The 13,755-nt window shown below is 61.8% G+C and carries 12 protein-coding genes and 2 pseudogenes; all 14 read right to left on the reverse strand.

Going from position 1 to position 13,755, the window contains the following annotated elements; genetic code table 11:
- Positions 1 to 6: 6 nt before the first annotated feature.
- Positions 7 to 454, reverse strand: a pseudogene (locus tag OKW37_RS33135) (histidine phosphatase family protein).
- Positions 455 to 559: 105 nt separating this feature from the next.
- Positions 560 to 1,459 (reverse strand): LysR family transcriptional regulator, encoded by a 900-nt coding sequence (locus OKW37_RS33140; protein WP_429404352.1) that lies wholly within the window; start codon positions 1,457 to 1,459, stop codon positions 560 to 562.
- 106 nt (positions 1,460 to 1,565) lie between these two features.
- Entirely contained in the window at positions 1,566 to 1,748 is a 183-nt protein-coding gene (locus tag OKW37_RS33145) for a hypothetical protein (protein WP_429354101.1), read from the reverse strand.
- A 590-nt stretch (positions 1,749 to 2,338) separates the two neighbouring features.
- Positions 2,339 to 2,566 carry a hypothetical protein gene (locus OKW37_RS33150; RefSeq protein WP_429403442.1) on the reverse strand — a complete coding sequence of 76 codons (228 nt, stop codon included), beginning with the start codon at positions 2,564 to 2,566 and terminating at the stop codon, positions 2,339 to 2,341.
- A gap of 43 nt (positions 2,567 to 2,609) precedes the next feature.
- Positions 2,610 to 2,912, reverse strand: a pseudogene (locus OKW37_RS33155) (MCP four helix bundle domain-containing protein); the annotation flags it as partial.
- Positions 2,913 to 2,982: 70 nt separating this feature from the next.
- A complete protein-coding gene (locus OKW37_RS33160; protein ID WP_184060744.1) occupies positions 2,983 to 3,294 on the reverse strand; it encodes a high-potential iron-sulfur protein in 312 nt (103 codons plus the stop codon).
- Between the two features lie 79 nt (positions 3,295 to 3,373).
- Positions 3,374 to 4,825: an NAD(P)(+) transhydrogenase (Re/Si-specific) subunit beta gene (locus tag OKW37_RS33165; RefSeq protein ID WP_429403443.1), complete on the reverse strand. Its 1,452-nt coding sequence runs from the start codon at positions 4,823 to 4,825 to the stop codon at positions 3,374 to 3,376.
- Positions 4,825 to 5,166, reverse strand: a complete 342-nt coding sequence (locus OKW37_RS33170; RefSeq protein ID WP_184060740.1) for an NAD(P) transhydrogenase subunit alpha — start codon at positions 5,164 to 5,166, stop codon at positions 4,825 to 4,827. Before OKW37_RS33170 ends, OKW37_RS33165 begins: the two co-directional genes overlap by 1 nt.
- A gap of 23 nt (positions 5,167 to 5,189) precedes the next feature.
- A complete protein-coding gene (locus tag OKW37_RS33175; protein WP_429403444.1) occupies positions 5,190 to 6,332 on the reverse strand; it encodes a Re/Si-specific NAD(P)(+) transhydrogenase subunit alpha in 1,143 nt (380 codons plus the stop codon).
- A gap of 115 nt (positions 6,333 to 6,447) precedes the next feature.
- Positions 6,448 to 7,740 (reverse strand): citrate synthase, encoded by a 1,293-nt coding sequence (gltA, locus tag OKW37_RS33180; protein WP_429403445.1) that lies wholly within the window; start codon positions 7,738 to 7,740, stop codon positions 6,448 to 6,450.
- Between the two features lie 163 nt (positions 7,741 to 7,903).
- On the reverse strand, positions 7,904 to 8,755 hold the full coding sequence (locus OKW37_RS33185) for a 3-hydroxybutyryl-CoA dehydrogenase (RefSeq protein ID WP_429403446.1): 852 nt from the start codon (positions 8,753 to 8,755) through the stop codon (positions 7,904 to 7,906).
- 33 nt (positions 8,756 to 8,788) lie between these two features.
- Positions 8,789 to 9,976: a beta-ketothiolase BktB gene (bktB, locus tag OKW37_RS33190; RefSeq protein ID WP_429403447.1), complete on the reverse strand. Its 1,188-nt coding sequence runs from the start codon at positions 9,974 to 9,976 to the stop codon at positions 8,789 to 8,791.
- Positions 9,977 to 10,033: 57 nt separating this feature from the next.
- Positions 10,034 to 11,722, reverse strand: coding sequence for an electron transfer flavoprotein-ubiquinone oxidoreductase (locus tag OKW37_RS33195; protein WP_429403448.1), 1,689 nt, complete (start codon positions 11,720 to 11,722; stop codon positions 10,034 to 10,036).
- The gene (locus OKW37_RS33200; protein ID WP_429403449.1) at positions 11,722 to 13,524 is read right to left on the reverse strand and encodes an acyl-CoA dehydrogenase; all 1,803 of its coding nucleotides are present in this window, start codon (positions 13,522 to 13,524) and stop codon (positions 11,722 to 11,724) included. The genes OKW37_RS33195 and OKW37_RS33200 overlap by 1 nt, the downstream gene beginning before the upstream one ends.
- Positions 13,525 to 13,755: the final 231 nt, after the last annotated feature.

Below are 13,755 nucleotides of genomic sequence, written 5' to 3' on the forward strand. Positions count from 1 at the left end.
ACGGGGTCAACCATAGGTGACGAATTCGCGGCGCTCGGGGCGATCGAGGTGAGGCACGTAATTGAAGCTGGCTAGCGACATCGCATCAGCGTTGAAGAAATACTGGCAGACGCTGCTGTTTCGGATCTGCATGTCGCTCAGTGCCTTGCGCGAGCGCGTTCAATGCCGGGTTGTCGTCACGCGCCGCCCGATAGAGCGCATCGAAGTCGTATTCATTCAGTCCGGCATGTTGCGTCATCTCGACGACAGGACTGCCCAATCCTTCAAGAATCGCATCCGCCGTCTGCCGATGGCGCCGCATCGTGCCAATGACGACGCGATCGAAACACAGTTTGGAATCGGCAAAGTATTCGCCAAGCCAACGCGCCTGGCGCGTTCCGATGTCTGAGAGCCGGTCATAGTTCTCGGCGCCGAAGGACGCCTGGCCATGCCGTATCAAATGGAGTTCTGCCATGCGATCCCTCATAAGTTCTGATCGACAGCATACTCAGCTCGATACCATTCCAAAAATTTATTATTGTGATTACGCGTCATAAAATATGGTGATAACACTAACCCGCTATGCGCTCGTCTCTCCCATCAGGCGGATGACCTGTTCTCGCAACCAGCGATGCGCCGGATCTTCAGCGGCACTGCGGTGCCAGTAGCAGCGCGACTCCATCTCGGGCAGGTCGAACGGCAGCTCGAGGATGCGGGCATCGTAGCGTTGCAGCAGCATGAGCGGTGCGGTCAGCACGAGGTCCGTACGCATTGCGATCAACGGTGCAACCAGGTAGTGCTGCACGCGCGTCAGGATCGTTCGCCTGACGCCGAGCTTGTTGAGTTCGGCGTCGACGAGCCCTAGGCCTTGCCGCCGGCTCGAGACGTGGATATGGCCGAGCCTGAGGTAATCGTCCATCGACAGTTTCTTGCGTGCGAACGGTTGATCGTGGCGCAGCATGCACGCATATCGATCCCGGCCCAGCGGCGCCTGTTCGAGGCGAGGGTCATCGATCAGAGGGGCGTCGATGGCGAGATTCACGGCGCCGTTGGCCAGCGCGTCCGGAATGTTGCTTCGGGGAGTGAAGTAGCTTTCAATACGGATGCCCGGGGCCTGCCGCTGCAACACCTCTTCCAGCCCGGGCAGCAACAGCGCTTCGGTCAGGTCTGTCATGCTGAGCCGGAACACGCGTTCAGAAGCTGCCGGGTCGAACTGCTCGCCCGCGTGCGCGCTCGAGTCAAGCAGCTGCAGCGCTTCGCGCACCCGCCCAATGATGTTCTCCGTGAGGGGCGTCGGCGCCATGCCGGTCGAGGTGCTGACAAATAGCGGATCGTTGAGCGATTTGCGCATGCGCGCCAGCGCATTGCTGACGGCGGGTTGCGTGATGAAGAGCATCTCCGCGGCGCGCGTGAGATTGCGCGTCCTGTAGATCGCCTCGAAAACGACGAACAGATTCAGATCGATCTTTGACAAAGGCACGATGGCATTTCCTGATCGGCGCTGCCGGACCCTGGTGGCGCGGTTCGCGACCACCTTTCTCTTGCAGTCCTTGCGCCGGCGCGGCATCGCCGCGCCGCATGGCGCCTTAGCTCGTTTCCGTGTGCAGCATCTCGGAACAGGCTTCGCTGGCGACCAGCTCGCGAATGTTGTTGGCAAAGCGCTGCAAAGCATGCAGGGATCCGTACACGCTCTTGTACTCTTCACGGCCGATCCGGCCTTCGAGCACGAGCAGCATACCCGAGTCGTTCGCAATCTTTTCGATATCCATCGCAACCTCCACTCAAATGTCGACGCATGCGCCGGCTTTCCTTACCCGGGCTACAGAGAAGCTCGCATTGCCGGCCGCCGCGGCTCGGGAGGAAACACGCACCACGATCCGTCGTCGTGGCGGAAAAAGATAATCGCCAGGGCTCCCGACGCCCGAAGCGACTCCACACGTACACATCGCATAGACCGCGACTTCGCGTAATTCATCCGGGTCAAACTGATCGGCGAGGCCGGCGTGGGGGCAAGCCATTTCTCGATCAGGCTTCGCAAAGACTCTACGTTGCTGCTCATTTCCTACTCCTTTACCTTCAGCACCCACGGCCGGCGATCTACCGGGCTCCTGCCATCAGCCTCCGTGCCCGACACACCGCCTATATGAAACGTTACTAAACATAGGTCATGATACAAAATAATGGCGAACAAAATAGACAGGGGATACCCTGTCTTTTCTGGCCGCCGTGGTGGCATTCCGGTTGCTAGCCGTTTCTTACGCCCGACGATTCCTCCAGCACGAGGAGGTTGGCGGTCTCCATGAAACGCGCGTCGAGCGCCTTGGCACTATCAGCGCCCGAAACCCTGGTCGCCCCACGCTCAGGTCGCTGTCCCGCATGCCTGCGAGCGGACCTCGAAGACTGCAATTGCACACCGCTGGGCGGCGACCTGGTCCTCCAGCGAGAGCGCCGCCTGCGCGGCCTGCTCGACCACGGCAGCATTGTTGCGGAGCACCTGATCCATGCGATTCACCGCGTCGTTCACCTGCCCGATCCCGCCGCGCTGTTCTTCTGAAGCTTCGAAGATGCTGTCGTTGATTTCGACCACGCGCTGGATCGCACGCCGAACGTCCTCCCATGTCCAGATTGCCGGAGCGAAGCACCTCGACGATGTCGTCGGATTGCGTCCGGAAGGCGGCCAGGACCTTCGCTACCCGGTCGGCCAGTCTGCGCTCATCCGTCGTCGCGATCTTTGCCGGATAGTAGTCACGCCAAGCCACATCGAGCTTCTTCTGCTCCTTGCCGATATCTGCCACGAGATCCGCCGCCCTCTCCTGTTCGTGCAACGCCTGGATGTAACGCATCTGCAGGCCGATCTTCAGCGCCGCCGCTTGCATCGCGGCGAGATCTTCGATCGGCACGGTACTCGCCGAATACATGCTGCCCATGTCGGTGCTGAGCCTTGCGAGACCTTACTGGCGTTGCCAAGTGACGCTTCAGAGACCGCCGATACGGTCGGCTACGTCACGCTTTCCTGCTATAGGCACTGCACCAGCCCTTGCCCTCGACCTGCTTGCCTCCGAACATCGGGCAAGCCGCGAACGCGTCGCTCGGCTTGCCCAGATAGAAGGTGCAATTCCCGCAGATCTGACCGGCCGCGTACTTCGCGTACCTCGCCTTGTCGACCTTGGTCGCGTCGTACTTGTAGCCGAGTGCCTGAGCCGTGGAGTCAGTGTCCGATAACTTTGGCGAATCGGCGAATGCGAGGCGCGAAAGTGCCAGACTCGAAGCGACACCGGCGGTCGTGATCATAAAAGTACGGCGAGATGTTTTCACGCAGGTCCTTATCGTTCAGGGAAATTTTTTGTCGACAAACCGGGAAACTTCCGGGGTATCAATTGTTGTGCCAACGGCGTTACGCCGCCTTAACCATATCCTCGATCACCTTCTTCGCATCGCCGAATACCATCATCGTCTTGTCCATGTAGAACAGGTCGTTGTCGAGCCCGGCGTAGCCCGCTGCCATCGAACGCTTGTTGACGATCACCGTGCGCGCCTTGTACGCCTCGATGATCGGCATGCCCGCGATCGGCGACTTCGGATCGTTCTTCGCCGCCGGATTCACCACGTCGTTCGCGCCGAGCACCAGCACCACGTCGACCTGGCCGAACTCGCCGTTGATATCGTCCATTTCATAGACCATGTCGTAGGCGACTTCGGCTTCCGCGAGCAGCACGTTCATGTGTCCCGGCATCCGGCCGGCCACCGGGTGAATCGCGTACTTCACCTCGATACCCTTTTCGACCAGCTTGTCGGTCAGCTCCTTCAATGCATGCTGCGCGCGCGCCACGGCCAGCCCGTAACCCGGCACGATCACCACGGTTTCGGCATTGCCGAGCATGAAGGCCGCATCGTCGGCCGAACCGGATTTCACCGGACGCTGCTCGGCCGAACCACCTGCGGCCGCCGCGCCCGCCTCGTTGCCGAAGCCGCCCAGAATCACGTTGAAGAACGAGCGGTTCATCGCCCGGCACATGATGTACGACAGGATCGCACCCGACGACCCCACCAGCGAGCCGGCGATGATCAGCATCGGATTGTTCAGCGAAAAGCCGATGCCCGCCGCCGCCCAGCCCGAGTACGAGTTCAGCATCGACACGACCACCGGCATGTCCGCGCCGCCGATCGGAATGATGATCAGCACGCCGAGCACGAACGCGATGATCGTCATGATGATGAACGGCAGCCACGACTGCGTGAGGAAGAAGAGGACGCCGAAGCCGAGCATCGCGAGCGCGAGCATCAGGTTGATCAGATGCTGGCCGCCGTAGACGACCGGCGCACCCTGAAACAGCCGAAACTTGTACTTGCCCGACAGCTTGCCGAACGCGATCACCGAACCGGAGAACGTGATCGCGCCGACGAACGTGCCGATGAACAGCTCGATACGGTTACCGTACGGCAGGAAACCCGGCGCCGTGTTCTCCGGATCGACAAGGCCGAACGCGGCCGGCTCCGACACCACCGCATACGCGATACACACGGCCGCGAGACCGATCAGCGAGTGCATGGCCGCGACCAGTTCCGGCATCTTGGTCATCTCGACGCGCGCAGCAACGAACGCGCCCACCGCGCCGCCAACCACCAGCGCGACCAGCAGCAGACCGAGACCCAGACCGAGGTTCGAGCCGAGCCCGTTCGCCTGCTTGACGATCAGCGCGATGGTGGTGAGGATCGCGATCGCCATCCCGGCCATGCCGAAGGTATTGCCGATGCGCGCCGTCTTCGGATTCGACAGCCCTTTAAGCGCCTGGATGAAGCAGACCGACGCGACCAGATAAAGCAGCGTGACGACGTTCAGACTCATTACGCGTTCTCCCTGGTCGTGGATTGTGCCTTGTCAGCGGGGAGCTTCTTCGGCTCTTTCTTGCGGAACATCTCCAGCATTCGTCGTGTGACGAGAAAGCCGCCGAATACGTTGACTGCCGACAGCGCGACCGCGAGCGTGCCGAAGAACTTGCCGGGCGTGCCCAGGGTCAGGCCCGCGGCGAGCATTGCGCCGACGATCACGATCGCCGAAATCGCGTTGGTCACGGCCATCAGCGGCGTGTGCAGCGCGGGCGTGACGTTCCAGACCACGTGGTAGCCGACGTAAATCGCCAGCACGAAAATGATCAAATTGATGACGGTGTGGTTGATGATTTCCATCGCCGTTCTCCTTTAGTGGTTGCTCAGGCCTTGCGCGTGACTTCGCCGTCACGGGCCAGCAGCGTGGCCGCGACGATGTCGTCCGCGAGATCGATGGTGAGTGTCCCTTCCTTCGTGATGATCAGCTTGAGGAAGTCGAGCAGATTGCGCGCGTATAAAGACGACGCGTCGGCGGGCCCCATCGAGGCCAGATTCGTATAGCCGACGATGATCACACCATGTTTCGTGACGACCTGGTCCGCTTCGGTCAGCGGACAGTTGCCGCCGCGCCGGCCTTCATACTCCGCGCCGCGTCCGGCGGCGAGATCCACCAGTACGGAGCCGGGTTTCATCGCCTGCACGGTTTCCGCTGAAATCAAGGTCGGCGCGGCGCGGCCCGGAATCAACGCGGTGGAGATCACCACGTCCGCCTGTCTGGCGCGCTCGTGGACCAGCGCCGACTGGCGTTGCAGCCATGAAGGCGGCATCGGCCGCGCATAGCCGCCGACGCCTTGCGCGGCTTCGCGCTCCTCGTCGGTTTCGTAGGGCACGTCGAGAAACTTCGCACCGAGCGATTCGATCTGCTCTTTCACGGCGGGGCGGACGTCGGAGGCTTCGATCACCGCACCCAGACGCTTGGCGGTCGCGATCGCCTGCAAGCCCGCGACGCCAGCGCCGAGAATCAGCACGCGCGCGGCCTTCACGGTGCCGGCCGCGGTCATCAGCATCGGCATGAAGCGCGGATAGAGCGTGGCGGCCAATAAAACCGCCTTGTAGCCCGCAATGTTCGCCTGCGACGACAGCACGTCGAGACTTTGTGCCCGCGTGGTGCGTGGCGCGGCTTCGAGCGCGAAGGCAGTGACACCCGCGGAGGCGAGCTTCGATGAGTTTTCGGTATTGAACGGATCGAGCATGCCGACCAGCACCGCGCCGCGTTTGAGCAACGGCAATTCGGCGTCGGTGGGCGACTGGACTTTCAGGACGAGATCGGCGCCGAACGCGGTCGCCGCGTCGACGATCTCCGCGCCGGCGGCCGTAAAGGCATCGTCAGGAAAGCTGGCGCCGGTGCCGGCGCCGCTCTGGATCGTGACCCGGTGGCCCTGGGTCACATACTTCTTGACCGTTTCGGGCGTCGCGGCGACGCGGGTTTCGTGCGCGCGCGTCTCGGCTGGCACTCCGATGTGCATATACCCTCTTTCGACGTCGTGGGAACGTTTTATTAAATGAAACGAGCCAGATTTGCCGTCACGCGAGACGGCAAATCCGCATCACAGGGACAAGTTGACAATGTCCGCATACGAACTAGCGATCAGCTACTCTGCGAGCACCGTTTCCGACGAACAACTGACGTGGACGACCAATCTTCTGTTCCGGATCGGCGATCATTTCGTTCCACTGCGCAATCCAGCCGACCGTACGTGCCATCGCGAAGATACAGGTGAACATCGACGTCGGGATGCCCAGCGCGCGCTGCACGATGCCCGAGTAGAAGTCGACGTTCGGGTACAGCTTGCGCGACACGAAGTATTCGTCTTCCAGCGCAATCTTTTCCAGTGCCATGGCGAGCTTGAACAGCGGATCGTCGTGCAGGCCCAGCTCTTCGAGCACTTCGTAGCAGGTCTCGCGCATCAGCTTCGCGCGCGGGTCGTAGTTCTTGTACACGCGGTGGCCGAAGCCCATCAGCTTCACGCCCGAGTTCTTGTCCTTCACCTGCTTGATGAACTCAGGAATGTTGTCGACCGAGCCGATTTCTTCCAGCATGGTCAGCGCGGCTTCGTTCGCGCCGCCGTGCGCCGGGCCCCACAGACACGCGATACCCGCCGCGATACACGCGAACGGATTCGCGCCCGACGAACCGGCGAGCCGCACGGTCGACGTCGATGCGTTCTGCTCGTGGTCAGCGTGCAGGATCAGGATACGGTCGAGCGCGCGCACCAGCACGTCGTTGACCTCATACTCTTCGCACGGGTTCGAGAACATCATGCGCATGAAGTTCGCGCTGTACGACAGGTCGTTCTTCGGATACACGAACGGCTGGCCGATGCTGTACTTGTACGCCATCGCGACCAGCGTGGGCAGCTTCGCGATCATACGGATCGCCGACACTTCGCGGTGACGCGGGTTATTGATGTCGAGCGAGTCGTGATAGAACGCCGACAGCGCGCCGACCGCGGCGACCAGAATTGCCATCGGGTGCGCGTCGCGGCGGAAGCCGCGGAAGAAGAACTGCATCTGCTCGTGCACCATCGTGTGCTTCGTGACGGTGCCGACGAATTCGACCTTCTGCTTCTGGTTCGGCAGCTCGCCGTTCAGCAGCAGGTAGCAGGTTTCGAGGAAGTCGGCGTTTTGCGCGAGGTTGTCGATCGGGTAGCCGCGGTAGAGCAGTTCGCCCTTGTCGCCGTCGATGTAGGTAATCGCCGAATTGCACGCCGCCGTCGACATGAAGCCCGGGTCGTACGTGAACTTGCCGGTCTGGCCGTACAGTTTGCGAATGTCGATCACATCCGGGCCAATCGTGCCCTTGTAAATCGGCATTTCGACGCTCGGCGACTCGTCACTGAAGGACAACGTCGCCTTGATCGCTGAGTGTTCCATATCTATCTGGTTTTCCAAAATAATAAAGTCGAGTTCCAGTACCTGTCGGACGATCGAAAACTACAAGCCACGGCCGGGTCCTCTTCGACAACCCCACCACATATCGCGCAGCCTGCCAGGCTGGCGGCCCACAATAAGTGCAGTTCGCTCGTCGACACGCTGCTCAGTCGTAGCCGTAGACACCTTGTCCGGTCTTTCGACCAAGCCGGCCGGCGGCCACGAATTCGCGCAGCAGCGGGCACGCGCGGTACTTCGGGTCACCGAAATCCTTCGCGAATACATCTAGCACGGACAGGCAGACATCGAGCCCCACGAGGTCTGCGAGAGCTAGCGGGCCGATTGGGTGGTTCGCGCCAAGACACATGCCGGCGTCGATCTCTTCCGCCGTGGCAACGCCCTCTGCAAGCACGAAGAACGCTTCGTTGATCATCGGCACCAGAATCCGGTTGACCACAAAACCTGGGGCGTTCTTGACGCAGATCGGCGACTTGCCAAACCGCGTCGTCAGTTCGCGGATCGCCTGCACAGTGGCATCGTTCGTCTGCAAGCCACGGATGATCTCCACCAGCGGCATCAGCGGTACCGGGTTAAAGAAATGCATACCAACGAAGCGGGAAGCATCTGACAGCGTAGATGCAAGCGCCGTGATGGAGATCGACGAGGTGTTCGATGCGATGATCGAGTCGGCACGAGCTGAGGCTTCGATCTGTTTCAGGATGCGCACCTTCAGTTCGGTGCTTTCCGTGGCGGCCTCGATCACGAGATCGACGTTCGCAAGGCGCTGATAGTCGGTCGAGGTCTCGATGCGGGCGAGCGCCGCGTCGCGCATGGCTGCATCGATTTTTTCTTTCGCGACGAGCCGCTCGAGGCTGGACGTAAGCGTCGCCATTCCCTTCACCAACGCCGCCTCGGCAAGATCGATCATCATGACCTTCAGTCCGGACACCGCGGCAGTCTGGGCAATGCCATTGCCCATGGTGCCCGCGCCGACGATTCCTACCGTTTCAATTGCCATATCTGTCGCCTCCTGCAAGTTCTCGTGTGCCGTTCACTGAAGGTTCTCGAAGATGGCCGCGATGCCCTGGCCGCCGCCGATGCACATCGTCACGAGCGCATAGCGCCCATGGATGCGCTGCAGTTCGTAAAGCGCCTTGACCGTGATCAGCGCGCCTGTCGCGCCGATCGGATGGCCGAGCGAGATGCCCGAGCCGTTCGGATTGACTTTAGCTGCATCGAGCTGCAACTCCTGCGCCACCGCACACGCCTGCGCGGCAAACGCCTCGTTCGCCTCGATGACATCAAGGTCACCGATAGTGAGGCCGGCCCGCTCCAGCGCGATGCGCGTGGCAGGCACCGGGCCGATGCCCATATAACGCGGATCGACTCCCGCATGCGCGTACGACACCAGGCGTGCCATCGGTTTGCGTCCGAGCGCTTCAGCCTCCTTGCGCTCCATCATCAGGACCGCTGCCGCCGCATCGTTGATCCCGGAGGCGTTGCCAGCCGTCACCGTGCCGCGCTCTTTCTGGAACACCGGGCGCAGCCCGGTGAGTTCCGCCAGATCGACGTCCTGACGCACATGCTCGTCGGTATCGAACACGACCTCCTTGCCTTTGACTTTCCGCGTTATCGGGAGGATCTGTTCCTTGAAGCGTCCCTCGGCGGTCGCGCGGGTGGCCCGGCGGTGCGATTCCAGCGCCAGTGCGTCTTGCTGGTCACGCGTGATGCCGTACTTCTGCGCGACGTTCTCCGCGGTAACCCCCATCGGCACCGCATGGAATGGATCGTTCAGCGCGCCGAGCATCATGTCGATCAGGCGGGCGTCGCCCATGCGCGCACCGAAGCGCGCATCGGGCGTCACATACGGGGCGCGGCTCATGTTCTCCGCGCCGCCGCCGATCGCTACATCCGCGTCGCCGAGCAGAATGGTTTGCGCAGCAGAGACGACCGCCTGCAGGCCCGACCCGCAAAGCCGGTTGACGGTAAAGGCCGGCGTCGCTTCGGAGACGCCGCCGTTAAGCGCGGCGACCCGCGCCAGATAGAGGTCTTTGGGCTCGGTCGCGATCACGTTTCCGAACACGACGTGGCCGACCTGGTCGCCTGCGAGCTGCGCGCGCGCCAGCACCTCGCGCACGACGATCGCGCCGAGCTCAGTCGGTGGCAGATCCTTCAGACTGCCGCCGAATTTCCCGACGGCCGTGCGGACACCACTGACAACAACGACTTCCCTCTGCATCAGTTGCTCCTTGAATTGGTTGCTGTGCCCTTCTTGAAACGAAGCGCTGTCGGCCGATCACATATTCGGATAATTCGGACCGCCGCCGCCTTCAGGCGTCACCCACACGATGTTCTGCGTCGGGTCCTTGATATCGCAGGTCTTGCAGTGCACGCAGTTCTGCGCGTTGATCACGAGGCGTTCGCTGCCGTCGTCGTTCCTGACGAACTCGTAGACGGCAGCCGGGCAGTAGCGTGACTCGGGGCCGGCATAGGTCTGCCAGTTCACATTCACCGGCACTGAAGGGTCTTTCAGCGTCAGGTGAGCCGGCTGATTCTCTTCGTGGTTGGTGTTCGAAATGAACACGGAAGACAATCGGTCGAAGGTCAGCTTGCCATCTGGCTTCGGATACGTGATCGGCTTGCACTGCGAAGCCGGCTTCAGCATCTCGTGATCGGAATGCTGGTGATGCAGCGTCCACGGCACATTGCCGCCCAGCAGCTTCTGCTCGATGCCGACCATCAGCGTGCCGAGGTACAGGCCCTTGCTCATCCACTGCTTGAAGTTGCGCGCACGATGCAATTCCGTGTGAAGCCACGAGGTCTTGAACGACTCCGGATAGGCCGTCAGTTCATCGCTGGTGCGGCCTACCTGCACGGCTTCAAAAGCAGCCTCAGCCGCCAGCATGCCGGTCTTGATCGCCGCATGCGAGCCCTTGATCCGCGATGCGTTCAGGAAACCCGCATCGTCGCCCACCAGCGCGCCACCCGGGAACACCAGCTTCGGCAGCGACAGCAGGCCACCCGCGGTGATCGCCCGCGCGCCGTACGACACCCGCTTGCCGCCTTCGAGAATCGCGCGGATCGCCGGATGGGTCTTGTAGCGCTGGAATTCCTCGAACGGCGACAGATACGGATTCGAATAGCCGAGGCCGACCACAAAACCGACCACCACCTGGTTGTTGTCCATGTGATAGAGGAACGAGCCGCCATACGTGTCGTTTTCGAGCGGCCAGCCGGCCGTGTGCATCACCAGACCCGGCTTGTGCTTCGACGGATCGATTTCCCACAGTTCCTTGATGCCGATGCCGTAGACCTGCGGATCGGCGCCTTCGCGCAGCCTGAATTTGTCATTCAGTTGACGGCCGAGATGCCCGCGCGCGCCTTCGCAGAACAGCGTGTATTTCGCGTGCAGTTCCATGCCGAGCTGGAAGTTCCCGGTCGGTTCGCCGTCCTTGCCGACGCCCAGATTGCCGGTCGCGACGCCTTTGACCGAACCATCGTCGTTGTACAGAATCTCGGCAGCCGGAAAGCCCGGGAATATCTCGACGCCGAGCGCCTCGGCCTGCTGACCCAGCCAGCGCGTCACGTTCGCGAGGCTGATCACGTAGTTGCCGTGGTTCTTGAAATTGTCCGGCAGCGCCCAGGTCGGCACGCTCTTCGAACCGGTTTCCGTCAGGAACAGGAAGCGGTCTTCGGTCACGTCGACCGTCAGCGGCGCGCCTTTTTCCTTCCAGTCGGGAATCAGTTCGGTGATCGCACGCGGGTCCATCACCGCGCCCGAGAGGATATGCGCCCCGATCTCCGAGCCTTTTTCCAGTACGCACACGCCAAGCTCGACGCCCTTCTCCGCGGCCAACTGCTTCAGCCGGATCGCCGCGGACAGCCCAGCCGGGCCGCCGCCGACGATCACGACGTCGTATTCCATCGACTCGCGTGGACCGTATTGCTCGATGAGGCGAGCTTCAGTCATGATCCCCCCTTGCATCAGAACTGGTCTTCCGTCAGCGCCAGCACGCCCACGTCATCCTGCGCGCCGACGATGGCCGCTTCCAACGCGAGTGCCTGCGGCAGGACCTGCGTCGCGAAACAGTGTGCCGTCGCGATCTTCGCGTCGTAGAACGACGGATCGTCGCTGCGCTTCTCCGTGGCCACCAGTAGCGCCCGGGCGAACTGCCAGCCAGCCAGCACGATGCCGGCCAGCTTCAGATACGACACACTGCCGGCAAACACCACGTTCGGTTCCTGCTGGGCTCGGGCGAGCACAAACTCGACGACGTTCGCCAGCGCAACGCGACCCGCCGCAAGATGACGGTAAAGCACCTGGAACGCTGGGCTGGACTCGTACGAGGCATGCTCCAACAACGCCGCAAGCGTTTCGTCAATCTGCTCAATCAACACCTTGGCGACCGCACCGCCGTCGCGGAGCGTCTTGCGTCCGACCAGGTCGTTCGCCTGGATCGCGGTCGTACCTTCGTAGATCGTCAGAATGCGTGCGTCGCGGTAGTACTGCGCGGCGCCAGTCTCTTCGATGAAACCCATCCCGCCATGCACCTGTACGCCCAGGCTCGCGACGTCGATCGACAGCTCCGTACTCCAACCCTTCACGACTGGCACCAGATATTCGTAGATCGCCTGATGGTCGGCTCGCACCGGCTCGTCGGCGTGACGATGCGCGATGTCGCTGTGGGCAGCAGCGACGTAGGCGAGCGCACGGGCTCCTTCCGTCAACGCGCGCATCGTCGCGAGCATGCGGCGCACGTCGGGATGCTGAATAATCGCCACTGACTGTTTAGCCGAACCGTCAACCGGCCGGCTCTGCACGCGCTCCTTCGCATAGGCAACGGCTTTCTGGTACGCGCGATCGGCAACAGCGATGCCCTGCACGCCGACACCGAAGCGCGCCGCGTTCATCATGATGAACATGTACTCGAGCCCGCGGTTGGCCTCGCCGATCAGGTAACCGATTGCGCCTCCGTGATCACCAAATTGCAACACCGCAGTGGGGCTCGCCTTGATGCCCAGCTTGTGTTCGATCGACACACACAGCACGTCGTTGCGCGCGCCAAGCGTGCCGTCGTCGTTGATCATGAACTTCGGGACGATAAAGAGCGAAATACCCCTCACACCTTGCGGCGCGTCCGGTATCCGCGCGAGCACAAGGTGCACGATGTTCCCCGCCATATCGTGATCGCCCCAGGTGATGAAGATCTTCGTTCCGAAAATGCGGTATGTGCCGTCGTTGTGGGGTTCAGCGCGTGTGCGCACGAGCGCGAGATCGGAACCGGCCTGCGGTTCAGTGAGGTTCATCGTACCGGTCCACTCGCCAGAGATCAGCTTCGGCACGTAGCGTTGCTTCTGCTCCTCGCTGCCCGCGGTCAATAGCGCCTCGATCGCGCCGTCGGTCAACAACGGACACAGCGCAAGCGACAGGTTCGCGGCATTCAGCATTTCGATGCACGGTGTGGCAAGCAGTTTCGGCAACCCTTGGCCGCCATATTCGATGGGGTGAACGACACCCTGCCAGCCGCCCTCGGCGAACTGCTGAAATGCTTCCTTGAAGCCTGGCGAGGCGGTGACCGCCCCATCCGTCCAGCTGCTCGGGTTCCTGTCTCCTTCGACATTCAGTGGCGCCAGCACGTCCGCATTAAAGCGGGCGGCTTCTTCGAGGACTGCCTGCGCAGTTTCAACTGTCGCGTCCTCGAAGCCGGGCAGCGTCGACACGTGTTCGAGACCTGCAAGTTCATTCATGGCGAACAGCATGTCCTTGACGGGCGCGGAATAGCTCATCCTGTGTCTTCCCAATGGTGGAATTTAAAGGGGTGCCATGACACTGGAACGCCAGGTCCTGCACGGCAACGATTGACGGACATCGTAGCCTCGAACATGGCGAATCCGGCTGACCGAACCGGACCATCTATTGACAAAGTCGGCCACGGAATACGAGCAATCCGGTCGTGTAGCCGTGGCGCGGCGCGTTTTTCACGGCCGATGCGCGACAACACCGGCCCCTCGTGCAGG

This window comes from Paraburkholderia sp. MM5482-R2 (assembly GCF_050436125.1).
Taxonomy (GTDB): domain Bacteria; phylum Pseudomonadota; class Gammaproteobacteria; order Burkholderiales; family Burkholderiaceae; genus Paraburkholderia; species Paraburkholderia tuberum.

Coding starts and splice junctions, on each gene's coding strand:
- OKW37_RS33145 (WP_429354101.1), bottom strand. CDS start 1,748: ATGGATATCGAAAAGATTGCGAACGACTCGGGTATGCTGCTCGTGCTC.
- OKW37_RS33165 (WP_429403443.1), bottom strand. CDS start 4,825: ATGAGTCTGAACGTCGTCACGCTGCTTTATCTGGTCGCGTCGGTCTGC.
- OKW37_RS33170 (WP_184060740.1), bottom strand. CDS start 5,166: ATGGAAATCATCAACCACACCGTCATCAATTTGATCATTTTCGTGCTG.
- OKW37_RS33175 (WP_429403444.1), bottom strand. CDS start 6,332: ATGCACATCGGAGTGCCAGCCGAGACGCGCGCGCACGAAACCCGCGTC.
- gltA (WP_429403445.1), bottom strand. CDS start 7,740: ATGGAACACTCAGCGATCAAGGCGACGTTGTCCTTCAGTGACGAGTCG.
- OKW37_RS33185 (WP_429403446.1), bottom strand. CDS start 8,755: ATGGCAATTGAAACGGTAGGAATCGTCGGCGCGGGCACCATGGGCAAT.
- bktB (WP_429403447.1), bottom strand. CDS start 9,976: ATGCAGAGGGAAGTCGTTGTTGTCAGTGGTGTCCGCACGGCCGTCGGG.
- OKW37_RS33195 (WP_429403448.1), bottom strand. CDS start 11,722: ATGCAAGGGGGGATCATGACTGAAGCTCGCCTCATCGAGCAATACGGT.
- OKW37_RS33200 (WP_429403449.1), bottom strand. CDS start 13,524: ATGAGCTATTCCGCGCCCGTCAAGGACATGCTGTTCGCCATGAATGAA.